This is a genomic window from Streptomyces pactum (assembly GCF_016031615.1).
GTDB classification, from domain to species: Bacteria; Actinomycetota; Actinomycetes; order Streptomycetales; family Streptomycetaceae; genus Streptomyces; species Streptomyces pactus.
On the sequence record NZ_JACYXC010000001.1, the window covers coordinates 921,718 to 945,249 of the forward strand.

Annotated in this window: 20 protein-coding genes; 9 read left to right on the plus strand and 11 right to left on the minus strand. The window is 75.8% G+C overall.

All coding sequences use genetic code 11. The features are described 5' to 3' along the window. Positions 1-260 precede the first annotated feature (260 nt). From IHE55_RS03630 to IHE55_RS03650, 5 genes are all read right to left on the minus strand, one after another. A complete protein-coding gene (locus tag IHE55_RS03630; RefSeq protein ID WP_232265863.1) occupies positions 261-1,010 on the minus strand; it encodes an ABC transporter permease in 750 nt (249 codons plus the stop codon). Between the two features lie 98 nt (positions 1,011-1,108). Then, positions 1,109-2,083: an ATP-binding cassette domain-containing protein gene (locus IHE55_RS03635; RefSeq protein WP_197987687.1), complete on the minus strand. Its 975-nt coding sequence runs from the start codon at positions 2,081-2,083 to the stop codon at positions 1,109-1,111. A gap of 214 nt (positions 2,084-2,297) precedes the next feature. After that, complete coding sequence (locus tag IHE55_RS03640) at positions 2,298-3,143, minus strand: DUF4097 family beta strand repeat-containing protein (RefSeq protein ID WP_197987688.1); 846 nt, start codon at positions 3,141-3,143, stop codon at positions 2,298-2,300. Between the two features lie 104 nt (positions 3,144-3,247). Further along, positions 3,248-3,775: a hypothetical protein gene (locus IHE55_RS03645; RefSeq protein WP_197987689.1), complete on the minus strand. Its 528-nt coding sequence runs from the start codon at positions 3,773-3,775 to the stop codon at positions 3,248-3,250. A 619-nt stretch (positions 3,776-4,394) separates the two neighbouring features. Beyond that, positions 4,395-4,814: an arsenate reductase ArsC gene (locus IHE55_RS03650; RefSeq protein ID WP_197987690.1), complete on the minus strand. Its 420-nt coding sequence runs from the start codon at positions 4,812-4,814 to the stop codon at positions 4,395-4,397. Positions 4,815-5,037: 223 nt separating this feature from the next. Between IHE55_RS03650 and IHE55_RS03655 the strand changes: the two genes are divergently transcribed. Both IHE55_RS03655 and arsB read left to right on the plus strand, forming a co-directional pair. After that, positions 5,038-5,346, plus strand: coding sequence for an ArsR/SmtB family transcription factor (locus IHE55_RS03655; protein ID WP_197987691.1), 309 nt, complete (start codon positions 5,038-5,040; stop codon positions 5,344-5,346). Beyond that, positions 5,343-6,425 (plus strand): ACR3 family arsenite efflux transporter, encoded by a 1,083-nt coding sequence (gene arsB, locus IHE55_RS03660; protein ID WP_197987692.1) that lies wholly within the window; start codon positions 5,343-5,345, stop codon positions 6,423-6,425. Before IHE55_RS03655 ends, arsB begins: the two co-directional genes overlap by 4 nt. Positions 6,426-6,692: 267 nt before the next feature. Here the strand turns inward: arsB and IHE55_RS03665 are convergent, their stop codons facing one another. Further along, positions 6,693-7,181: a GNAT family N-acetyltransferase gene (locus IHE55_RS03665; protein ID WP_307826500.1), complete on the minus strand. Its 489-nt coding sequence runs from the start codon at positions 7,179-7,181 to the stop codon at positions 6,693-6,695. A gap of 190 nt (positions 7,182-7,371) precedes the next feature. Continuing rightward, positions 7,372-7,743, minus strand: coding sequence for an ArsR/SmtB family transcription factor (locus IHE55_RS03670; RefSeq protein ID WP_197987694.1), 372 nt, complete (start codon positions 7,741-7,743; stop codon positions 7,372-7,374). A gap of 207 nt (positions 7,744-7,950) precedes the next feature. Here IHE55_RS03670 and IHE55_RS03675 point away from each other — a divergent pair, with 207 nt between their 5' ends. Together IHE55_RS03675 and IHE55_RS03680 are read left to right on the plus strand one after the other, a co-directional pair. Further along, positions 7,951-9,318, plus strand: a complete 1,368-nt coding sequence (locus IHE55_RS03675; RefSeq protein WP_197987695.1) for an NAD(P)-binding domain-containing protein — start codon at positions 7,951-7,953, stop codon at positions 9,316-9,318. Positions 9,319-9,501: 183 nt separating this feature from the next. Next, positions 9,502-10,005, plus strand: coding sequence for an ATP-binding protein (locus IHE55_RS03680; protein ID WP_197987696.1), 504 nt, complete (start codon positions 9,502-9,504; stop codon positions 10,003-10,005). Between the two features lie 487 nt (positions 10,006-10,492). Here the strand turns inward: IHE55_RS03680 and IHE55_RS03685 are convergent, their stop codons facing one another. After that, the gene (locus IHE55_RS03685) at positions 10,493-11,608 is read right to left on the minus strand and encodes an ABC transporter substrate-binding protein (RefSeq protein ID WP_197987697.1); all 1,116 of its coding nucleotides are present in this window, start codon (positions 11,606-11,608) and stop codon (positions 10,493-10,495) included. A gap of 564 nt (positions 11,609-12,172) precedes the next feature. Here IHE55_RS03685 and IHE55_RS30675 point away from each other — a divergent pair. Together IHE55_RS30675 and IHE55_RS03695 are read left to right on the plus strand one after the other, a co-directional pair. Continuing rightward, a complete protein-coding gene (locus IHE55_RS30675) occupies positions 12,173-12,982 on the plus strand; it encodes a hypothetical protein (RefSeq protein WP_232265439.1) in 810 nt (269 codons plus the stop codon). Between the two features lie 362 nt (positions 12,983-13,344). Beyond that, positions 13,345-14,550 carry a globin domain-containing protein gene (locus IHE55_RS03695; RefSeq protein WP_197987698.1) on the plus strand — a complete coding sequence of 402 codons (1,206 nt, stop codon included), beginning with the start codon at positions 13,345-13,347 and terminating at the stop codon, positions 14,548-14,550. Positions 14,551-16,074: 1,524 nt separating this feature from the next. On the opposite strand, the gene IHE55_RS03700 is transcribed toward IHE55_RS03695, so the two are convergent. Then, positions 16,075-16,800 (minus strand): response regulator, encoded by a 726-nt coding sequence (locus IHE55_RS03700; RefSeq protein ID WP_197987699.1) that lies wholly within the window; start codon positions 16,798-16,800, stop codon positions 16,075-16,077. A gap of 494 nt (positions 16,801-17,294) precedes the next feature. On the opposite strand from IHE55_RS03700, the gene IHE55_RS03705 reads away from it, so the two are divergent. Then, the gene (locus tag IHE55_RS03705) at positions 17,295-17,759 is read left to right on the plus strand and encodes a pyridoxamine 5'-phosphate oxidase family protein (RefSeq protein ID WP_197987700.1); all 465 of its coding nucleotides are present in this window, start codon (positions 17,295-17,297) and stop codon (positions 17,757-17,759) included. 147 nt (positions 17,760-17,906) lie between these two features. Here IHE55_RS03705 and IHE55_RS03710 read toward each other — a convergent pair whose 3' ends face one another. Both IHE55_RS03710 and gap read right to left on the minus strand, forming a co-directional pair. Then, complete coding sequence (locus IHE55_RS03710) at positions 17,907-19,616, minus strand: sensor histidine kinase (RefSeq protein ID WP_392022033.1); 1,710 nt, start codon at positions 19,614-19,616, stop codon at positions 17,907-17,909. 248 nt (positions 19,617-19,864) lie between these two features. After that, complete coding sequence (gap, locus tag IHE55_RS03715; RefSeq protein WP_197987701.1) at positions 19,865-20,893, minus strand: type I glyceraldehyde-3-phosphate dehydrogenase; 1,029 nt, start codon at positions 20,891-20,893, stop codon at positions 19,865-19,867. 447 nt (positions 20,894-21,340) lie between these two features. Here gap and IHE55_RS03720 point away from each other — a divergent pair, with 447 nt between their 5' ends. Together IHE55_RS03720 and IHE55_RS03725 are read left to right on the plus strand one after the other, a co-directional pair. After that, the gene (locus IHE55_RS03720; RefSeq protein ID WP_197987702.1) at positions 21,341-22,153 is read left to right on the plus strand and encodes a sigma 54 modulation/S30EA ribosomal C-terminal domain-containing protein; all 813 of its coding nucleotides are present in this window, start codon (positions 21,341-21,343) and stop codon (positions 22,151-22,153) included. Positions 22,154-22,345: 192 nt separating this feature from the next. Next, the gene (locus IHE55_RS03725; protein WP_197987703.1) at positions 22,346-23,455 is read left to right on the plus strand and encodes a universal stress protein; all 1,110 of its coding nucleotides are present in this window, start codon (positions 22,346-22,348) and stop codon (positions 23,453-23,455) included. The last annotated feature ends 77 nt before the right edge of the window (positions 23,456-23,532 follow it).

Here is a 23,532-nt window from a genome sequence, read left to right on the forward strand (position 1 = left end):
CGCGCGGTCGGCGGATGGGAACGCGGGTGCCGGGCGGAGCGGGGCCGCGAGCGGCTCCGCGGCCGGCCGGGTGGGGCCCGCTGACGGTCCGGCACCTGCCTGCGACGCGACGCCCTCCGCGCGCGCCACCGGTACGCGGCCGCCCCACCGCCCGGCCGCGGTGTGCGGTGGAGGCGGTGGGGCGTCGTGACCGGTACGGGGTCAGGTGTCGTGCCGGTGCGGGGCCGGGCGTCGTGGCCGGTGCCGCGCGGCGCCGCCGGCTACTTCGGATCGCGCCGGAAGGCCGCCGTCGACCAGCGGTAGCCGAGGACGGTGAGCGCCAGGCACCAGCCGATCGTGATCCATCCGTCGGCGCCGATCGCGCTGCCGAGCAGCAGCCCGCGCAGGGTCTCGATGGCCGGGGTGAAGGGCTGGTACTCGGCGACCGGCCGGAACCAGCCGGGCATCGCGTCGATCGGGACGAAGGCGCTGGAGATGAGCGGCAGGAGGATCAGCGGCAGCGCGTTGTTGCTGGCCGCCTCGGCGTTCGGGCTGACCATGCCCATCCCGACGGCGATCCAGGTGAGGGCCAGGGCGACGAGCACGAGCAGCCCGAACGCCGCCAGCCACTCCAGGGGCGTGGCGTCGGTGGAGCGGAAGCCGCTGGCCACGGCGACGGCGCCGACGAGGAGGACGCTCACCGTCGATCGCAGCACGCTGCCGACGACATGTCCGACGAGGAGGGACCCGCGGTGGATCGCCATGGTGCGGAAGCGGGCGACGATGCCCTCGGTCATGTCCTGGGAGACGGAGACCGCGGTGCCGACCACGGTGCTGCCGATGGTCATCAGCACGATGCCCGGCACCACGTACGCCAGGTACGCGGAGCGGTCGGCGCCGCCTCCCATCCCGGCGCTCATCACGTCGCCGAAGACGTGGACGAAGAGCAGCAGCAGGACGACCGGGGTGAGCAGCAGGTTGAGGGTGAGGGAGGGGTAGCGCCGTGCGTGCAGCAGGTTGCGGCGCAGCATCGTGATCGAGTCGCGCACCGCGAGGGAGAGGGCGTGCGGCGCGCTCCCCGGGTGGGCCGCGCTCCTGGCGTGCGTGGTGTGCGCCGGGTCCGTGGTCTTCATCGGTGGGTCTCCCCGGGCTGGTCGGTGCCGCCGGTCAGGGCGAGGAACACGTCGTCGAGGTCGGGCGTGTGCACGGTCAGTTCGTCCGCCTCGACGCCGGCGGTGTCCAGCCGGTCGAGGAGCGAGCGGAGTTCGCGCTGGGTGCCGTCACCGGGGACGCGCAGTGCGAGGGAGTCGTCGTCCCGGCCGGCCCCGGGCAGGGCGGAGGCGGCTCGGTGGTAGGCGGCCGGGTCGAGGAAGCGGAGCCGGACGTGCCCGCCGGGGACCAGTCGCTTCAGCTCCTCCGCGGTGCCCTCGGCGGCGATCCGCCCCTGGTCGAGCACGGCGATGCGGTCGGCGAGCTGGTCGGCCTCCTCCAGGTACTGGGTGGTGAGGAAGACGGTGACGCCGTCGGCGACCAGTTCGCGGATGATGCCCCACATGGTGTGCCGGGAGCGGGGGTCGAGGCCGGTGGTGGGCTCGTCGAGGAAGATGATCCGCGGGTTGCCGACCAGGGTCATGGCGATGTCGAGGCGGCGCCTCATGCCGCCGGAGTAGCCGGCGGCGGGCTTCTTCGCGACCTCCGCCAGGCCGAAACGCTCCAGCAGTCCGGCGGCGGTGCGGCGGCCCTCGCGCCTGGGCAGGTGGTGCAGGTCGGCCATGAGGAGCATGTTCTCCTCACCGGTGATCAGGCCGTCCACGGCGGAGAACTGCCCGGTGACGCCGATCGCGGCACGCACCCCGCCCGGGGACGCGGTGAGGTCGTGGCCCGCGACCTGGGCCTGCCCGCCGTCGGCGGTGATGAGGGTGGACAGTATCCGCACCGTGGTGGTCTTGCCCGCCCCGTTCGGCCCGAGCAGGGCGAACACCGAACCGGCCGGGATGCGCAGGTCGATGCCGTCGAGCACGGTCCGGTCACCGTAGGACTTGCGCAGACCGAGGGCGGAGATGGCGGGGGGCGCGTGCGGACCCACCCACCTGGACGTGGGCATGACAGATGAGGGCACGGGGTGCTCCGTTCGAAGGCTCTGGGACCGGAGAAGGTCGGGGAGGGCGCGTGACGACGGCACGCGGAACCGGGCCGGGCCGGCTCAGAGCCGGGCGGGTGCGGCGCGGGGCGCCGGGCCGGAAGAGGGGCGCGGCGGGGAGGTGCGGGGCGCCGGCGCCCGGGAGCGGGCGCGGCGGCGGGGCGCGGGGCGCCGGCGCTCAGATACGGGCGCGGCGCACGTCGATGTTGCCGTAGCGGGTCCGGGCACGGACCTCGACGGTGTCCTCGGACTTCTCCGGCGTCCGGGAGGGGGTGAGGGTGTTGCGCACCTGCCCGCGCTCGGAGCTGACGTCGAGCCAGGCAGCGGTGCCCTCGCGGATGCCGATCTCGATGGACCCGTGCGCGGTCTCCATCTGCACGGTGCCGCGGGCGACGTCGGCGATGCGCAGGGCACCGTTGGCGGTGGTGGCGGTGACCGACCCCTCGGCACGGGCGATGTCGATGTCCCCGTTGGCGCCGCTCACCCGCAGGTCGCCGGTCACGGCGCCGACGGTCGTGGAGCCGTGCGAGTTCTTCAGCACCGCGGGGCCGCCGACGGTGCCCACCCGAAGACTGCCGGAGCTGGTGCCGATCTCGGCCGCGCCGTCGACCCGTTCCACGGTGATCGAGCCGTGGGCGGCGGTCAGCTGGAGCGGCCCGGTGGCTTCGAGGCGGACGTCGCCGGCCGAGGTCTTCACCCGCACCTTGCCGAGACGGCCCTCACCCAGCACCTGGGCCCAGGCACCGGTCGCGTCGACACCGGAGCCGGCGGGCAGTTCGACCGTCACGTCCACGATGCCGGTGCGCCCGAAGGGGTGGCGCCGCTTGGAGGTCCGGACGGTGAGCACACCGCCGGCGTACGTGGCCTCGGTCTGTTCGGCCGCCCGTACGTCGTGGTCCCGCTTCGGGTCGCGGGGCTGCACGTCGACGACCGTGTCGAGGCGGTCGCCCGCGATGAACCGGAGGGAGCCGGCGTCCACGTGGGCGATGACCGAGATCGGTTCCGGGGTGTCGAAAGAAGGCATGGCTGTACCGTCCTGGTGTGTCCTGGGATCGTCCCGGCCGGTCGGCGGGACGTGAAAGGTCTGAGAAGCAGGGGTGGGACGTGGGTGCGGATGGCGCGGGGCCGTCAGCGCACCCAGCCCGTGAAGCTCTGTCCGATGGTGCGGGCCCGCTCCGGCGCCCGCGGCGCGCCGCCGCCGTCCACCGCGGCCGATACCGCCCGGACCAGCCAGGCGTTGACCGACAGGCCCTCGCGACCCGCGGCCTCCTCGGCGCGCGCCTTGAGGTGGGCCGGCAGGCGCAGGTTGACGCGGGCGGTGCCGCCGTCGTCGTCGGCGGGCGGCTGGGCGGCGGCCGCCGCCTGGGGCACCGGCACCTCCCCGGCCGCGACCGGCTCCCCGGCGCCACCGGCGGGCGGCGGCGTGACCACGAAGTCCGGGTCGAGCCCGCGCAACCGTACGTCGACCGAGCCGGGGGCCAGCTCGCGGGTGATCTCGTCCATGGCGGCGGAGAGCACGTTGAGCATGGCGAGCCGGGCCGCCGACTCCAGCGGAGCGGTGAGCCGCTCCGCCAGCGCGCGGGCGTCCTCCCCGCCGGCTTCGGCGGCCACCGCGAGATCACGGCGGAGGGTTTCGACATACGGGGTGAGGTCCATGACGCCATCATGGCACCACTATGGCGCCATTGGCAAGCCGACATGACGCCGCGCCTTCGACGATCCCGGCCGCCCCCCCTCAAACCGCTCCGACCTGGGCTTACAGCGGGGTCAGACACCGGCCGGAGAAGGCGAGAGGCACCGCCCACCCTCATCGACGGCACCGACATGACACCACCTGGCGCCATGCGATGCCACCCAGTCGCCATGCGATGCCACTTCGCCGCCAGTTGGCACCACTCGACGCCACGGAAATGGACCCCGTGGCACCAGAGGGGCACCATCGCGGCATCGCGGGCGCACCCCAATCACCGGACGGCGGGGCGGGGGCGCGAGCGGACGCGCATGCACGCGTGAGCGCGCGCGCCCCTGCGAGGACGCGCGGCGCCGGGGCGGCTCGGCGACAGGGTGAGGGGCGAGGCCCGGCAGGGGCGGACCGGCAGAGCGGCCCGAGACGGGTGGCCGCCGGGCGGCTCGGCGGGCGGGCGGCGCCCGCTTCCCGTCCGGCGTGCCCGGCCGCCGGTAGCGCCGACGGGCCGGACGCCGGACGCCCGGCGGGCCGGCCGCCGCCGCGGCCCCCGGGTGCGTCCGGCGCGGGCGGTTCTCCCCGGCAGGGGCGTCAGCCGGCCCGCCGGGCGTCGATCTCGGCGATCAGCGCCTCGACGCGCTTCCTGATCTCGTCCCGGATCGGACGGACGGCCTCGACGCCCTTGCCGGCCGGGTCCTCCAGCTCCCAGTCCAGGTAGCGCTTGCCGGGGAAGACCGGGCAGGCGTCACCGCAGCCCATGGTGATGACATAGTCGGACGCCCGCACCGCCTGGGGGGTGAGCACCTCCGGCCGCCGGCCGGAGATGTCGACACCGGCCTCCGCCATGGCCTCGACGGCGGCGGGGTTCACCCGGTCCCCGGGCAGGGAGCCGGCCGAGCGGACCTCGACCCGGTCGCCGGCGAGGTGACGGAGGAAACCCGCGGCCATCTGGGACCGGCCCGCGTTGTGGACGCAGACGAAGAGCACGGAGGTGGGCGGGGCGGAGGTCATGGCGTCGTCCTTCACAGCGAGGCGCTTCCCGGAGGGCACGCGGACGGGTGGGCACCGGCAGCCGGGCCGGCACGGCCGACCGGACATCACCGGCCCGGCATCACCGGCATCACCGGTCCGGCACCGCCGGCCGGCTCCCGCGGTCCTCACCGCCGGCCGCCACCACGGCCCGGACATCAGCCCACCCTGATATCAGCAGCGGATGATGTGAAAGTATCAGGCCATGCTGACGTCAGTCGAGACCGACCTGATCCGGGCGCTCGCCGACCCGCTCCGGCTGCGCATCGTGTCCCTGCTCGCCCGCGAGACGCTGTGCACGACGCATCTGGTGGAGGAGACCGGCGCCCGCCAGACCAACCTCTCCAACCACCTGCGGGTGCTCCGGGAGGCCGGGATCGTGGAGACCGAGCCGTGCGGGCGGTTCACCTACTACAAGCTCCGGCCCGAGGTCCTCGCCGGTCTGGCGGGCCGGTTCGCCGAACTGGCCGAGACCGCCCGCACCTCCGAGCAGAACAAGAGGGCCTGCCCGTGACCCGCACCGAGGCGTCCCCGGCCACGGCGGAACCCTCCGTCGCGGCGAAGCTGTCCACCCTGGACCGCTTCCTCGCGGTGTGGATCCTGCTCGCCATGGCGGTGGGCCTCGGCCTGGGCCGCGCGGTTCCCGGACTCGACGACGCCCTCGCGAAGGTCGAGCTGGGCGGCATCTCGCTGCCGATCGCACTCGGTCTGCTGGTCATGATGTACCCGGTGCTGGCCAAGGTCCGCTACGACCGGCTCGACGCGGTCACCGGTGACCGGAAGCTGATGGTCTCCTCCCTCGTGATCAACTGGGTGCTGGGGCCGGCGGTGATGTTCGCGCTGGCCTGGATCTTCCTGGCCGACCTGCCGGAGTACCGGACCGGGCTGATCATCGTGGGGCTCGCCCGCTGCATCGCCATGGTCATCATCTGGAACGACCTGGCCTGCGGTGACCGCGAGGCCGCCGCCGTCCTGGTCGCGCTGAACTCCGTCTTCCAGGTGCTCGCCTTCGGCCTGCTGGGCTGGTTCTACCTCGACCTGCTGCCGGGCCTGCTGCACCTGGGCGACGGCGAGCACCTGGACATCTCCACGGTGAAGATCGCTCTCAACGTCCTCGTCTTCCTCGGGGTCCCGCTGCTGGCCGGGTTCCTCACCCGCCGGCTGGGCGAGCGGAAGCTGGGCCGGGAGGCCTACGAGCGGAGGTTCCTGCCGAGGATCGGCCCCTTCGCGCTGTACGGGCTGCTCTTCACCATCGTGATCCTCTTCGCCCTCCAGGGGGAGACGATCACCGACAGGCCGCTGGACGTGGCCCGCATCGCGGTGCCACTGCTGGTGTACTTCGCGCTGATGTGGTGCGGCACCTTCGCCCTGGGCAAGGCGATCGGCCTGGCGTACGACCGCACCGCGACGCTCGCCTTCACCGCCGCGGGCAACAACTTCGAGCTGGCCATCGCGGTCGCCATCGGCACCTTCGGCGTCACCTCCGGCCAGGCGCTCGCCGGGGTCGTCGGCCCACTGATCGAGGTCCCGGTCCTGGTGGCGCTGGTGTACGTCTCCCTCGCCTGGCGGCGGAAGTTCCCGGCCGGCCGGTGAGCGTACGCACCGGCCGGCGCGCAGGCGTACGGGGCGGGTGACGCGGAGGCGCGTACGCCCGCCGCCCGCCTCCGTACGCGCCGGGTGGCGGGCCCACGGACCGGCCGACGCGGCGGGGGAACGGGCCGGACAGGAGGCACCGGCGGCCCGTTCCGCACACGGCCGGTGGCCTGCCGCTCCGCGGGCGGTCCGGGAGGGGAGGCCGCGGTCGGGGCCTCCGAGGGGGCGCCGTGATCCGGGGGCCCGGAAGGGGCGGGCCGCGCCCGCTCAGCCGATCGCCGGGCTGCGGCGCTCCACCAGCACCACGTCGCGCCAGACCCCGCGGTGCCGGCCGATCCGTTCCCGGATCCCGATCACCCGGAATCCGGCCCGCTCGTGGAGGGCCAGGCTGGCGGTGTTCTCGGGGAAGATCCCGGACTGGACGGTCCAGATCCCGGCGGCCTCGGTGGAATCGATGAGCGCCTTCAGCAGCGCGGAGGCGACCCCACGGCCCCGGGCGGCCGGGTGGACGTACACCGAGTGCTCCACCACCCCCGCATAGGCGCAGCGGTCCGAGACCGGGCTCGCCGCGACCCAGCCCAGCACGGTGGCGTCCTCGCCGACGGCGACGAAGCGGTGGCCGGGGAGCTTCGCGGCGTCGAACGCCTGCCAGCCGGGGGCCTCGGTCTCGAAGGTGGCGTCGCCCTCCTCGATCCCGAGCCGGTAGATGTCCAGCACCTGCCCGGCGTGCGCGGCGGTGAGCGGAGTGATGTTCACGGTTCCCCCATGATCGCGTGTACGGCGGCCGACGAGCCTGCCGGGCACCGGACGATGCCCCGGTGCCGGGCGACGCCCCGGTGCCGCATCCTGGCGCCGCGCCCGTCGGGCGGTAGGGCACGGACCCCGGCGAGGGTATCGGGACGGCACCGACGTCGTTCCACCGGCGATCGGCGGGGCGGACGCGTCGTCACCCCGTGGTGGCGGGGACGAGCAGTTGTCCCATCGCGGCCAGCACGGACGGCTCGACCCGGTAGTACACCCAGGTGCCGCGCCGCTCGGAGGTGAGCAGCCCGGCCTCCTTCAGCTTCTTCAGGTGGTGCGAGACCGTGGGCTGGGAGACACCGACGTCGGAGATGTCGCACACGCACGCCTCGCCGCCCTCGTGCGAGGCCACCGCGGAGAACAGGCGGAGCCGGACCGGGTCACCGAGCGCCTTGAACATCTTCGCGGTCCGCTCGGCCTCCTCGGCGCTCAGCGGGCGCTCGGTCAGCGGCGGGCAGCAGGGCACCGCGGCCGCGGACCCCTCCTCCAGCAACGGCAGTGCCTTCGGGTTCGACATACGCCTATGTTGACATACATCGAAGCAGCGCTCGAAGGGTGCGCCCGGAGGGTCCACCCGGGCGCGATGGCCGGACCCGCTCGGCGCGGACCGACCCGGCACAGCTCGCTATTTCGATTTGCGTCTATGTTGACGTCCGTCGATACAGGGTGAATGCTGGAACACGCACCAGCCATAGACAGTCGTCGAACCAAGCGAGGAGCCGTCGTGAACGCGCCTGCCACCCCCGAGTTGCCCGTCGTCGTGATCGGGGCCGGTCCCGTCGGTCTGGCCGCCGCCGCCCATCTGCTCGGCCGCGGCCTGGAGCCGCTGGTCCTGGAGGCCGGGCCGGTGGCGGCGCACGCCGTGCGCCAGTGGTCGCACGTACGGCTGTTCTCGCGCTGGGCGGAGGTCATCGACCCGGCCGCCGAGAAGCTGCTCGCGCCCACCGGCTGGACCCGCCCGGAGGACGACACCTGTCCCACCGGCGGCGACTGGGCGGAGCGCTACCTCCAGCCGCTGGCCGACGCGCTCGGCGGCAGAGTCCGGACCGGGGTGACCGTTACCGGTGTCAGCCGGGCCGGGCGGGACCGGGTGGTGGACCCCGGCCGGGCGGAGCAGCCGTTCGTGGTGCACCTGACCACGGCGGACGGACGTGAGGAGCGGATCACGGCGCGGGCGGTGATCGACGCCTCCGGTACCTGGGCCACTCCCGGCCCGCTCGGCGCGGACGGCCTGCCCGCCCTCGGCGAGAAGGCCGCCGCCGACCGCCTCTCCTACCGCCTGCCGGACCTGCGCGACCCCGCCGTACGGGCCCGCTACGCGGGCCGGCGGGTCGCGGTGGTGGGCTCCGGCGCCTCGGCGTTCACCGCCCTGGCCGGCCTCGCCGAGCTGGCCCGGGAGGAGCCGGGCACGCACGCGGTGTGGATCCTGCGGCGCGGCATCGGCGCGCACACCTTCGGCGGCGGCACGGCCGACCAGCTCCCCGCGCGCGGCGCGCTGGGCCTGGCCGCCAAGGCCGCGGTCGAGGCCGGACACGCGTCGGCGGTCACCGGCTTCCGCACCGAGGCGGTCGAGCGGGACGGGGACGGCCGCCCGGTGCTGGTGGCCGGGGACGGCCGCCGTACCGGCCCGGTCGACGAGGTCATCGTCCTCACCGGCTTCCGCCCGGACCTGTCGTTCCTCTCCGAGGTCCGTCTGGGGCTGGACGAGCGGCTCCAGGCGCCGGCCCTGCTGGCACCGCTGATCGACCCCAACATCCACTCCTGCGGCACCGTCCCCCCGCACGGCGTCGTCGAACTCTCGCACCCGGAACCGGGCGTCCACCTGGTCGGCATGAAGTCCTACGGCCGTGCGCCCACCTTCCTGGCCATGACCGGCTACGAGCAGGTCCGCTCCGTCGCCGCCGCCCTCGCCGGGGACCGCGCGGCCGCCGAGCGCGTGGAGCTGACCCTGCCCGAAACCGGGGTGTGCGGCGGGGCGGGGCTGTTCGACCGGCCGGAGGCCGGCCAGGCGTCCGACGGCGGCTGCTGTGCCGCCCCGGAGACCCTCCGGACCGGCGCCGGCACCCCGCCGGCCGCCTCGGGCTGCTGCTGAGCCGGCGGCCGTCGCCGACGCGCGACGGCCGGTCCGCCCTCGCCCGTGGCAGCCGGTCCCGGTCCCCAGGCGATGTGGAGCCGTCGCCAGGGCGGCCGGCGACAGGGTGGCCGGCGGGCGGCCCGGTGGGCGGCTCCGCCGGCCGGGCTCCCGACCGCGCGACCGACGTGCCATGGTGGCGGTATGGCGGTGACAGTCGAGGTGGCCGTCCTCGTCGGACTCCAGGCGTCCGGGAAGTCCACCTTCTACGAGCGGTGTCTGTCCGGCCGGTACGCGCTGGTCAGCAAGGACCTGTTCCCGCGGAGCGCGCGGAACAGGCAGCGGCGGCAGATGCGGCTGGTGGCGGAGCACCTGGCCGCCGGCCGGCCGGTGGCGGTGGACAACACCAACCCCTCCCCGCGCGAGTGGGCCCCGCTCCTGGAGCTGGCCCATGCGCACGGTGCCGTGGCCACGGCGTACTGGTTCCCGCCCGATCCGGCCGGTTCCCTGCGGCGCAACGCCGCCCGGACCGGCCGCGACCGCGTTCCGGACGTCGGCGTACTGGCCACGCTCCGGCAGCTCCGCGCACCGTCGCCCGCCGACGGCTTCGACGCGGTCCGCACGGTGCGGTTCGACGGCCGGGGCGGCTTCACCGTGGGGGACGGTCCGGGACGGGGTGACGGTGGCGGGCCGTCGGCGCGGAGCTGACCGTGGCCGGGCCGAGGCCCGCGCCGAGACCCCCGACATGCCGCCGCACCGGTCCCGCCCGGTGGCAGGCGCCGTGCCGGTCCACCGCGTGGAGTTCCCGACGGGCCCACCGGGAGGCTGCGCCGTGCCGGCCGCCGGGGCGCGTGAGCCGTACCGGTCCCCCGCGACGTGAGCGGTGCCGGTCCCCCGGCGACGCGAGCCGTGCCGGTCCTGTAGGTGCCGCGCACCGGATCCCGGTCCGGGTCGGGTCCGGGTCGGGCCCGTCCGGGGTCTGGGTCGGGTCCGGGTCCGGGTCAGGTGCGGACCCAGGTCGGGTGGTCCGGGTCCGGCCGGGGCGCCCGTCCCGGCCCACGGCGCCGGGGCCGACCACCCGGCCGGTCCGGGCCCGGCCCGCGGCGGGACCGCGGCACCGCACGGAGGGTGTCACGGTCGGTCCTCGCCCGCTGGGGCGTCCCGGCCCGCCCGCGCGGCCGGCCTGGACGCGCGCTCAGCCGGTGTGGAGCACCCGGAAGCGCTCGGGCGCCGCCGGGTCACGGTCCACGACCTGGACCGGTGCCCAGACCCACTGCCACACGCCGATGCCCGGGGTGCGGGTGAACCGGATGGGCCCGCGGGTGCCCTCGACCTCGACCTTCGCCCAGGACCGGGCGATGTCCGCCCGGTCCGTGCCGTGCGAGCGCAGCGCCTCGGCGAGGACGGCGATCGTGTCGTGGCCCTCGAAGGCGACGAAGGAGGGCGCGTCGGCAAGCCGCTCGCCGAGGGCCGTCCGGACCCGCGCGCCGAGCGGGGTCAGCTGCTCGGGCAGGTAGCGCAGGAACGGGACCGCGGCGCCGTCGTCACCCAGCGACGCCGCCCATCCCGGCAGCTCCGGCTGCCCGGCAGGAGCACCGATCAGGACCGTGGCGAGGCGCCGGTCGGCGCGGACGGCCCGGACGATCGGCCCGGCCGGCTCCGGGTGGCCGACCAGCAGCAGGAGGGCCGTCGCACGGTGGGCGACGAGCGCGTCGCACAGCTCCGCGACGGTGAGCGCGCTCATGTCGAATGCGGTCACCGTGCCGCCGTGCGGGGCGAGGTGGTCCCGCAGGACCGCCGTCCCGGACGCCCAGTAGACGCTGGGCTGGGTCGCCACGGCGACGCGGCGGTGGCCCGCGCCGAGAAGGAAGTCCCCGTAGATCCGCCAGCCGTGCGACTGCGCCGGGGGGAGGCGCGCGACCCAGTCCGTGGGCCCCTCGGTGAGGGCGTCGAGAACCGCCGACGAGCAGAGGAACGGCAGGCCGAGGGCGTCGGCCCGGGCGGCGGCGGCGCGGGCCACCACGCTGTGGTACTCCCCCGCCACGGCCGCCACGCCGAGACCGGCCAGTTCGTCCATGGCCGCCGCGGCCCGGTGCGGGTCGGCCGCGGTGTCCCGGACCACCAGCTCCAGCGGCCTTCCGGCGATCCCGTCTGCGTCATTGACCTCGCCGACGGCGAGTTCCATCCCGGCGAGCAGATGCCGGCCCGCCTCGGCCCAGCCGGGCGGCGACAGCGGAGCGAGCACGCCGATCCGGACCGGTGTTCCGCCGGGCCGGTCCGCCCGGGACGGTGATGCTGGAGTGGTGTTCATGCGCCGGCGTCTCCCGGATCGACGGTTCGGTTACGGGCGGCCCGGGTGCCGTGGCGGAGGTGCCGGTGCCCGCGGTACGCGTACCGGCCCGCCCCACCCCGGCGGGCGCACCCGGGTGATCATGCCGGCCATTGCACACACCCCGGCACCGGAGGGCAACCGGTTATCGGCCCGGATCCGGACCGGCCCGGCCCCGGGCGGGTGGATCACCGGCCGGAGACACGGGCCCCGCCCATCACACGTGCCGCCGGACGGACGGGGTCGCCTGGTGCGACGGGGCACCGGGCCGCCGACGGCGCCGGCCGCGGCACGGTGCCGGGCGCCGGCGGCCACCCGCGACGAGGCCCCGGGCTCCGGCGGCCGAGGCGCGCACGGTGTCCGCCGGGCGGACTGGCCTGCCCCGCCGCGCCGTTGCCCCGGCTCCGCGGGCGGGTCGGGGAGGGGGCGGGCGGATCGCTGCGTCGGGCCGGTGATCGGGCCGGGCAGGGCCGGGTGTGCGACATCCCGTGAGGCGATCTCACTTCGTCCGATCGATCTGTGATCGGGATGAAGGTGAGGAGGCGCGTGTTGGCACTGGCAGCAGTACGTGACCTGCGCGAGTTCCGCGATCCGGTCTCGGCGGAGGAACGGGAGCAGTTCGAGACCGACGTGCTCGCCGGGTTCGTCCTCGCTCGGGCTTCGGCAGGGCTGGCGGACGGCACCATCTGCGGGGACGTCGGGCACCTGGACCAGATGCGGGCCTGGTTCGGCCGGCCGCTGTGGGATACGGAGCCGGCCGATGCCGACGGATACCTCGGGAAGGTGCTGCGGGGTTCGCCGAGCGGCACCCGGCCGGCCCGCGCTCAGTCGCTGACCACGTACTTCCTGTTCCTGGAGCTGCCCACCCATGTGCGGCAACAGGGGCTCTGTGCGCTCCCACGCCGCATCCGTCAACTACCTCGGCCTGCCACAAGATCAATGATCAGAGTGCTCGTGCTCGGACTCCCGCGCGGGGGCCGTCACGAAACGGCTCAGCCGGTAGGTGGTCGGCAGCCCCAGGCGCCCGCACAGCGTGTCGATCCGGATCATCGACCCGTCGACTCCCGCCTCTCGAAGACGGCGCAACCGCGTACGCATCTCCGCCTGGTCCCGTGTCTCAAGGATCACTTCCCACTGTCCCGCGTCCGGCGCGGTGTGAGCAGCAAGCCGCTGCCGCACGTCCTCTTGCCGCCGCCTTCTCTTCCCCTGTCCTGGCACCTGCCCAGAATCACCGGCCGGTGCCAGGACGGCAAGGCAAGCGGACCGAGCACACACACGCTCGGTGGGCGCATGTCGGACAGGCCCCAGTTCCTCAATCGCGGGCGTGAGTGGGGTGCTCGGGCCCGCCGCGGGTGAAACGCCGCAGGACCTGCTCGGCCACCGGACGGGACCGGAGGAACCGGGCGGGGCATCCACCGAACCGGACCGGGCCGGGGCGTTCCACCGGACCGGAACGGACGGCGTGCTCACCGGACCCGAGCGCGACGTTCCGCCGGGGGGACCGGGCGGGGCGTTCCACCACCCGTTCCCGGCGACCGCCCAGGGCCGCAGGTCCCGGACCGGACCGGCGGCCGGAGACCATACGTCCCGGTCGGCGGGGACCTTCTTCCTCAACATCACGCAGCGGCGCGGCACAGCAATCCCCGCCTGGTAGACAGTTGTTGCCTGCGTTGTGCAGGGCGAGATCCCCCTTGCGCCTCAATTCCCTAGGAGTCCCCATGCTGTCCGCCGAATCGGCCTCGGTGATACGGGCCACCCTGCCCGCCGTGAACGGGGCCCTGGACGAGATCACCACCCGCTTCTACGCCACCATGTTCGGCGACCACCCCGAGCTGCTGGACGGGATGTTCAACCGCGGCAACCAGGCCAGCGGCGCGCAGAGCAAGGCCCTCGCCGGTTCCATCGCGGCCTTCGCCGGCGCCCTGCTCACCGATCCCGAGACCCGGCCGGACACCCTGCTCGCCCGGATCGCCCACAAGCACGTGGCGGTGGGCGTCACCGACGACCAGTACACGATCGTGCACCGGTACCTGTTCGGGGCCATCGCCGAGGTGCTCGGCGACGCCGTTACCCCCCAGGTGGCGGCGGCCTGGGACGAGGTCTACTGGCTGATGGCCGGGGCGCTCATCGCCCAGGAGGCACGGCTCTACCTCCAGGCGCAGGTACGGCCCGGGCACCCGTGGCGGCAGTGGACCGTGGTCGAGCGCCGCGAGGAGACCACCGACACCGTCTCCTTCCTGCTGCGGCCGGCCGACGGCGAGCCCGCTCCCCTGGCGCGCGCGGGCCAGTACGTCAGCGTGCGGGTGCGCACCCCGGACGGCGTCCACCAGCTGCGCCAGTACTCGCTGTCCTCGGCGCCCGGCGACGAGGTCCGCCGCATCACCGTCAAGCGGGTCCAGGGCCACGGGGCGCCGCGGGGCGAGGTGTCGAACCTGCTGCACGACACCGTGCGTGAGGGGGACGAGCTGACCCTCTCCGCCCCCTTCGGCGACGTGGTCCTGGACGACACCGACCGGCCGCTGACGCTGGTCTCCGCGGGCATCGGCTGCACCCCGATGGTGGGCATGCTGGAACACCTCGCGGCCACCGGTTCGACCCGCCCGGTCACCGTCCTGCACGCCGACCGCTCCCCCGCCGACCACGCGCTGCTGGCCGCCACCGAACGCCTGGTGCGCCGGCTGCCCGACGCGCGCGCCGTCATGTGGTACGAGCGCCCCCTGTCCTGGGCCCAGGACAGCCACACCGGTCTGATGGACCTCGACGCGGTGGAGGACCTCGCCACCGACGGCAGCGTCTACCTGTGCGGTCCGCTGCCGTTCATGCGCGAGGTGCGGGGCCAGTTGCTGCGGCGCGGTGTCCCGGCCGGTGCCATCCGCTACGAGGTCTTCGGCCCCGACCTGTGGCTCGCGGACGCCACGTCCTGACCGGCACGGCCCACTGACCGGCACGGCGCCCCTGACCGGCACGGCGCCGGAGCGGCGTCCCACCCACAACGGGTGGGGCGCCATTGTGGCGTTCGGGTGCTCCGGCACCCGGGTGCTCCGGCGTCCCGGCCCTGAGGGCAGGGCCCCACCCCGGCGGCCGGTGTGCCGGTGTCCGGTTCGCCGGGGTTCGGTACGCCGGGTCTCGACGCCGGTGCCCGAGGTGCACCGCCGGCCGCGCGCGACGGCCATGGCGCATCAGCCGGGCCGGACGCGCGGGCTGCGGGACGAGCCGGTGATCGGTGCGCGAGGACAGGCACTTGGAGGTGAGGACCGGCGAACGGGGACTGTCCCGCGGAGACTTCTGCGACCGCCGGCACCGGGGTTTGGTGCGGACGCGACCGCCCGGCGGCCGTGGTCGTGGGCCTCGGGCTGGGGCCTGCCTCAGGCAGGAGGAACACCGCCCAACTGCCGTTTCCGGACGCTTCCAACGGCCCGGCCGGGTGGGTGCGGGAGGGCCGCGCCGGCAGAAGGCGGCCACGGTGCGCGCGGCCCGGCGGCCGTCGGCCCCGCGCGCGAGCGTGGTGGCGGAAGGCGCAGCGCGGAGGGCCGCCCGTCCCTCGGGGGAGCGTGACGGACGGCCCCGCGCAACCGGTCGCCGCCGCCGGCCCGGCGGTCGCGGGCAGTGGACGGACGACGTGCGCCCGCCGGGAGCGGCGTACCTGGTCGGTACTCCGACCGGTCACCTCCAGCATGACGCCCCCGGGGCCTCCCCCACCTGGGCCGCCCGGCCTCGTCACCAGGGCCGTTGGTCCCGTGCTTCCGGCCCCCTGGGTGTACGCGCACCCGCCCGGTGGGGCCACCGGTCGGGGTGCAGGGCGGTGAACCGGCGCGGCGGTGCACCGGCGTGCCGGGGAACAGGTGAACCGGAAACGGCCCGGGCACGGCTCCCACCGAGGCACGCCGCCCGCCGGGGAACGGCGCGTACGGAAGGCGAGCCGGCGTGCCACGGACCGGGACGGCGCGCCGCGCGGAACGGAAGACGATGCGCCGCGCGGAACCGGAGACGGCGCGCCGCGCAACGGGGACCCCGCGGCGGGGACGGCAGCGGAACCGCCGTCACCGCGGGCGGTGTCCGACCCGCATGGCCACCGTCACCGCGGGCGGAGTCCGACCCGCATGACCGCCGTCACCGCGGGCGGAGTCCGACCCGCATGACCGCCGTCACCGCGGGCGGAGTCCGACCCGCATGACCGCCGTCACCGCGGGCGGAGTCCGACCCGCATGACCGCCGGGACCGCGGGCGGAGTCCGACCCGCATGACCGCCGGGACCGTGGGCGGAGTCCCAACGGCACGACCGCCGGGGCGGGCGGAACGCGACCGCCGCCGGGAACGGCGCGCACGATCCACGGGAGGACCCGGGAACGGCGCATGCCGATGAGGCACGGAACGGCGGCGGGCCCCGGTGCCACCGCCCGTCGGGCAGCGGCTCCGGGGCCCGCGCTCGCGGCCCGGCGTACGGGGGGTCAGCCGTGCCGGCGGCCGTCCCGTGCCGCCGACGGACCGCGGTCGTCCTGGGCGGCGAGCGTCTGGGTGGCGATGACGGCGGCCTGCACCCGGCGCTCGACACCCAGCTTGGCCAGCAGCCGGGAGATGTTGTTCTTGACCGTCTTCTCCGCCAGGTAGAGCCGCTTGCCGATCTCCCGGTTGGTGAGCCCCTCCCCCACCAGCGCCAGGATCTCCCGCTCCCGCTCGGTCAGCCCGGCCAGTCCCTGGGGCTGCTCCTGCGGTGCCGCGCCGTCGCCCCGCAGCCGGGCCATCACCCGCGCGGTGGCCCCCGGGTCCAGCATCGACTGGCCCGACGCCACCGTGCGGACCGCGTTGACCAGGTCCGTACCCGTGATCTGCTTCAGCACGTACCCGGACGCGCCGGCCATGATCGCGTCGAGCAGCGCCTCCTCGTCGTCGAAGGAGGTCAGCATCAGACAGGCCAGGTCGGGCATGGAGGAGCGCAGCTCCCGGCAGACGGTGACACCGTCCCCGTCGGGCAGCCGCACGTCCAGCACCGCGACCTGCGGGCGGAGTGCGGGCACCCGTACCAGCGCCTGCTCGACCGTGCCCGCCTCACCGACCACGGTCAGGTCGGGTTCGGCGTCCAGCAGGTCGTGCACCCCGCGGCGCACCACCTCGTGGTCGTCCAGGAGAAAGACCCTGACCGGTTCTTTCCCGGTGAGGCCACCGCTGTCCGTCATCACACACTCCGTCTCCGCCCGATCCGCCGCCACCGGCGGATCCACCCGCATCGTCCCGTACCGGCGGACGCGCCCGCCAGGGCCGGTCGGCCCTGATACCCGCTCGCCCTGCGGGGGCGGGCGTCGCCGTGTCCCCTCACGCGCCGGTCGTCCCCCGCACCGGCCGTTCCCGTACGCCGGTCGTGCCGTACACCGGTGCTCCCGTGCAGCGGTCCTCCCGCCGGCCGGGCGGGAACACCCCGGGCCCGGGACAGGCTACCGGGCGGGCGGGGGCCGGCCCGGGGCGCGGGGGCGCCCGGCGGGGCCGGACCCAGCGGCGTTCCGGCCGGACCGGGCCCCGGGCGCCCCGGAGGGTCCCGGAGGCCCGGAGGCCGCGGGACGGGCGCCCCGCGGACCGGGCCGTTCGGCCCTGTCGGGCGCGGCCGGCTTCGCGGGACGCTGAACGGGGCACCCGGGTGCGCCGATTACGTGGACCGGAACAGAAGGTGGGCGCGATGAACGACGAAGCCACGCATCGAACGGTGGATGACCACCGCGAGGTGGTGGCCCCCCGGCACATGGCACCGCTCGGCCGGGCCGAGGCGCTGCGGCTGCTCGGCAGCGTCTCCCTGGGGCGCATCGTCTTCACCCAGCAGGCCCTGCCGGCCATCCGGCCGGTCAACCACCTGATGGACGGTGAGGACATCATCGTGCGGCTGCACGACGGCGCGACGCTCGCCTCCCTGATGGCGCCCACCGACGCCGCGGGGGTCGTGGTGGCCTACGAGGCGGACGTCATCGATCCGCGCACCCATCTCGGCTGGAGCGTGGTGGTGACCGGTTACGCGCACCGGATCCTCGACGACGCCGAACTGGCGCGGGTGGCCGCCCGGCTGCACCCCTGGGTGGAGCACCCCGCGATGAACGCCGCGCTGCGCATCCGGCCGGATCTGGTCACGGGGCTGCGGCTCACCCGCTGAAGCGGCCCGCCGGGCCCACGGCCGGCCGGACCGCTCCGTACCGGGCGTACGCCCCGCCCCTGCCGAGGTGGCGGGACGGCGGGTGGCCGGACCAGGGGCGCGGGGAACGAGGGAATCCGGTGAGCGGGGGAACCGGGCGACGGGGGGTCAGGTGAGCGGGGCCCGCCACACCAGCCGGCTGCCGCCGTCCGCGGGTCGCCCGATCTCCAGGCCGCCGCCCAGGCTCCGGGCCCGCTCCTCCAGGTTGCGCAGGCCGCTGCGCCGGCCGCCGTCGGGTATCCCCCGGCCGTTGTCGGTCACGGTGAGCACCACTTCGTCGGAGGTCGCCCGGACCGACACCTCGACCAGCGTGGCGTGCGCGTGCCGGGCGGCGTTGCTGAGGGTCTCGGTCAGGGCCGCCATCACATGGTCCGCGACCTCGGGCGGCACGTCCGTGTCGAGCAGCCCCTCCATGCTCAGCCGGGGCGGGAAGCCGAGGGTCGTCGCGGTCTCCCCGACCGCCCGGGCGACCCGGGCCCGCAGACCCGGCCCGGCCTCCCCCTCACGGGCCCGCAGTCCGAAGATCGTGGAACGGATGATCTTGATGGTCTCGTCCAGGTCCGCCACCGCACGGGACACCCGTTCGGCGGCGCCCTCGTGCTGCACCAGCCGCGCGGCGCTCTGCAGCGTCATGCCGGTGGCGAAGAGGCGCTGGATGGCCAGGTCGTGCAGGTCGCGGGCGATCCGGTCCCGGTCCTCCAGCAGCGCCAGCTGTTCGGCGTCGCTGCGGCGGTCGGCCAGCTCCAGGGCGACCGCGGCCTGCCCCGCGAAGGCCAGCAGCGGCTGGATCTCCTCGTCCGTGAAGACCTGCTCACCGTGGCGGCGGGCGAGGAGCAGCACGCCCCGGGTGTCCTCGGCCGCGGAACCCAGCGGGACGGCGACCGCGGGCCCCAGGCCGTCGGTGCACCGCGGACCGGCGCCGTAGCGGTCGTCCCCGTCGAGGCGGGCGGTGACCACCGGCGCCCCGGTGCGGTGCGCGGCCCCGCACAGGGTGCCGTCCACCGGGACCGTCAGGCCGCGCCGGCTCTCACCGCCCTCCCCGGTGGCCAGCTCCACGACGAGGTGGCCGGCCCCGGCCACGGGTACCGAGACGTCGGCGAGCGCGGCCCCGGTGATCTCCCGGGCGCGGCGGGCGATCAGTTCCAGGACCTCCAGCCGCGGGCTGCCCGACAGCAGGCTGCTGGTGGTCTCGGCGCTGGCCTGGAGCCAGCGCTGCTGGCGCTGGGACGCCTCGTAGAGCCGGGCGTTGTCGATGGCGACGCCGGCGGCGACGGAGAGGGTCGAGATCACCGCCTCGTCCTCGGCGTCGAAGTCCGCCCCGCCCAGCTTGTCGGTCAGGTAGAGGTTGCCGAACACCTCGTCGCGCACCCGGATCGGCACGCCGAGGAAGGTGCGCATCGGCGGGTGGTGGGCGGGGAAGCCGAACGAGGCGTCGTGCGCGCCCAGGTCCGTCAGCCGGAGCGGCTCGGGGTGGCGGATCAGCTCCCCCAGGATGCCGTGTCCGGCCGGCAGCGGCCCGATCCGGGCGATCTCCTCCTCCGTCATCCCGACGGTGAGGAACTGCGACAGCCGCCGGCCGTCCGGTCCGATCACGCCGAGCGCCGCGTACCGGGCGTCGACCAGCAGGGCACCGGCCTCCACGATGCGCCGCAGCACCTGGGAGAGGTCCAGCTCGCGGCCCACCGAGACGACCGCCTCCAGCAGGCTGTGGACGCGGTCCCGGGTGCCGCGCGCCGCGTTGATGCGCGCCTGCAGCTCCTCCAGCAGCTCGTCGAGCCGCATCCGAGGCATCCGCGACAACGGCTCCTCCACGCCCACCGTCCCCTCCTGAACGCCCCGTTCCCGCTGCGCACGTCAGCCTAGCGGCCGGGCCGGCGGCGCTGCGACCGGGCCCGGGCGGCGGCCGGAGGGGCGGGAATACGGTACGGGGCGGCGGGGGCGCGGGGGAACGGGTACGGGGCCGGGGCCGCCCGGCCCCGTCCTTCCGCTCACCGGCGGCGCTCACCGGGCCGTTCTCCATGGAGCGTCCACCGGGGCCGTTCGCCGGGGCCCTTCACCGGGGCCGTTCACCGGGGGTCGAGCTGACCGGCGACGTACCGGGTCAGGTCGAGGAGCCGGTTGGTGTAGCCCCACTCGTTGTCGTACCAGCCGAACACCTTGACCAGTTCGCCGTGCGCCTGGGTCAGCGGGGCGTCCACCACGCAGGAGGCGGGTTCGCCGACGACGTCCCGGGAGACGATCGGCGCGTCGCTCACCCGCAGGATGCCCTTCAGCGGTCCGTCCGCGGCCTCCCGGAAGGCGTCGTTGACCTCCTCGGCCGACACCGGGCGCCGCAGCAGCAGGGTGAGGTCGCTCAGCGAGCCGTCCTCCACCGGTACCCGCACCGCGATGCCGTCCAGCGCGCCGGCCAGCTCCGGGAGCACCAGCCCCACCGCCCGGGCGGCACCGGTGCCGGTGGGGATGATGTTCACCGCGGCCGACCGGCCCCGGCGCGGGTCCTTGTGCGGGCCGTCGAGCAGCACCTGGTCGTTGGTGTAGCCGTGCACGGTGGTCAGCAGCCCCTTGACGATGCCGAAGCGCTCGTCGAGGACCTTCGCCATCGGGGCCACGCAGTTGGTGGTGCACGACGCGTTGGAGACGATGTGGTCCTGCCGGGGGTCGTAGAAGTCCTCGTTGACCCCCATCACCACGGTGGCGTCCACGCCCTTGCCGGGCATCGCCAGCAGCACCTTGCGCGCCCCGGCCGCCAGGTGCCGGCCGGCGTCCTCCCGGCTGCGGAAGCGGCCGGTGGCCTCGATCACCACGTCCACGCCGAGCGCGTCCCAGGGCAGCGCCGCCGGGTCCCGCTGCGAGGTGACGGCGATGCGCTGCCCGTCCACGGTCAGCGAGGTGTCGTCGTGCCCGACGGCGCGGCCCAGCCGGCCGTGGGTCGAGTCGTGCGTCAGCAGGTGCGCCAGCGTCGCCGGGGCGGCCAGGTCGTTGACCGCCACCACCTCCAGCGGTGTGGTGCCGCCCTCCTCCGCGCGCTCCAGTGCGCAGCGGAGGTAGGCGCGTCCGATGCGCCCGAAGCCGTTGATCCCGATGCGTACGGTCATCTCCGCCGCCCTCCCGATGGGTGCCGTTGCGTAGGTCCAGCCTCCGCCTCCCGGCGCACCCCGGGCAGGGGCCGAACAGGGGCCGCCCGCAGGGCCGTTGGGCCCTCCTCGGTCCCACCGGACGGGCGCCGCCGTACTCCCGGGGACCGTCCCGCGCCGGGGACGCCGTGCGGCGTCACGTCCGGGGCCTCGCCGTCCCGTGCCCGGCCGCGCCCCTGGTCCGGCGGACGTCCTCCCCCTCGCCGGGCGGACGTGGCGCCCCGCGCCCGGCGGAGGGGGCGGGCGGGCCGAACGGCCTTCCCGCAACCCGGCGGAGGTCCCGGGCACGGGCCTGCCCAGGTGCCCGGTCGCACCCGGGCCGGGGGCCGGACGGCTCTGCCCGGGACCGGCGGCCGCGGACAGGCTGGGAGCGACTGACAGGCCGGGGGCGACCAAGGAGGAGTTCCCATGAGTGGTTCCAAGACCAGCGAGGCAGTCGGCGTCCATGTGCGGATCCGGGGGCGGGTGCCGGACGGCGCGGAGGACTACGCCCGGGAGAAGGTGCTCGCGGCGCTCGGTCATGTGAGCGAGCCGGTGCTCGCCGTGCAGGTGAAGCTCACCCAGGCGACCACGGCCGTCCGCCCGGCCACGGCGCAGGCCGTGGTGGACGTGAACGGCCGGCCGGTACGGGCCCACGTGGCCGCGAGCACCATGTTCGAGGCGGTGGACCTCCTCCAGGAGCGGCTGGTGGCACGGCTGGCCCGGGCGCGGCGGCACGGCGGGCGGGCGTCGCACCACGGCGCCCACCACGGCGCCCGCCCGCACGCCGGGTGGGACGGGGCCCGGCCGGAGCACCGTCCGCACCGCCAGGAGCTGCCGGCCGGGGAACGGCGCATCGTGCGGCACAAGTCGTTCGCTCTCGCCCGGCAGACCCCCGAGGCGGCGGTGGCGGACCTGGAGGCCATGGACTACGACTTCTGGGTCTTCACGGACCTGGTGTCCGGGTGCGACGCGGTGGTCCACCGCGACCCCGGCGCCGGCACCGCGGGCGTCCGGCACCGGGTGGCGTCGCTCGGCCCGGTGACCCTGGGCTGGGGGACGGGGGACGGCCTGGCGGTGTCCACCGAGCCGGTGCCCACCGTCGACGTGGCCGGGGCCGTCGAGCGGCTGCGGCTGACCGGGCTGCCCTTCGTCTTCTTCCGCGACGCGGCCACCCGCCGGGGCTGCGTGCTGTACCACCGCTACGACGGCCACTACGGGCTGATCACGCCCGCCCGGTGACGGGCGCCGCCGGGAGTGTGCCGGGCGGGCCTGCCGCCCGGCGCCTTCCGGCGGCCGGCGGACCGGCCGGCCGCCGCGCACGGCCGGCGCCCGCCGCTCCGCGCCGCGGTACCCGCCGTCCCGGCCGGTCCCCCGGTCATCCGCTCCCCGATCCGCCGCCCCCGTTTTCCCCTCCCCGCTACGGAGGACCCCGTGTCACGTACCGTCATCGCCGCCGTGGACGGCTCCGCCGAGTCGTCGGCCGCCGCGGAGTGGGCCGCCGGTGAGGCCCACCGGCGCGGCCTGCCGCTGCGTCTGCTGCGCGCCCGCCGGGACCGCGGACAGCCCGCCGCCCCCACGTCCGGCCCCGGCCGGGGCGCTCCGTCCGGCCCGGACCTGCCGTCCGCACCGGCACCGGGGGCCGTCCCCCGGCCCCGGCTCCCGCGGGGGCCGGGCCCGCTCCCCACGTCCCGGCCGGACGCGGCACACGTCGCCGGGCCGGGTGCGGCGCGCACCGCCGGGCCGGGGCCCGCGGTGGTGCGACGGCCGGCGGGTGGCGCCGCGCCCGGCGGGCCGGGTGCCACCGGGTGCCCGGCCGGGCAGACCCTCCACGAGGTGGCGGAACGGCTGCGGGCCCACCACCCCGGGCTGACCGTCACCGTCGAGCAGCTGCCCGGCCGGCCGGTGGAGGTGCTGCTGTCGGCCGCGCGGAAGGCCGAGGTCCTGGTGCTGGGCTCCGGCGGGCCGGGTGCCCTGGGGGGCCTGCTGCCCGGAGCGGTGTCCCTGCCCGTCGTCGCCCACGCCACGCGTCCGGTCGTCGTGGTTCGTACCGGCGGACGTGCCGGGGACGGGCCGCGGTCCGGTTCCGGCACCGGGCCGGACGCCCCCGGGGCCTGCCCCGATGTGGTGCTGGGCCTCGATCTGTCCCGGCCCTGCGACGAGCTGATCGGGTACGCCTTCGAGGCCGCCGCCGTACGCGCCGCCACGCTGCGTGTCGTCCACGGGTGGAGCGGCTCCCTCGGCACCGGCACCGCCCCGGCGGCCGGCCGGCCCGGCGGCGGCACCGTCCCGGAACACGATGCCGAGCGCGTCCTGGCCGACGCGCTGCGGCCCTGGCGGGGCGAGTTCCCCGGCGTCGAGGTGACCGCGCAGTGCGTGGTGGGCCGTGCGGCGGACCACCTGGTGGCGGCGGCCGGGGGCGCCTCGCTGCTGGTCGTGGGACGGCGCATCCGCCGCTCGCCGCTCGGCACCCGGATCGGCCCGGTGACCCACGCCGTCCTGCACCACGCCACCACTCCGGTGGCGGTCGTCCCGCACCTGTGACGTACGCGGGGCGCCCCCGGCGCTCCCTGCCGGGCGGCCGGGGGGGGGACGGTCACGCCGGACGGCGGGGCGTCCGC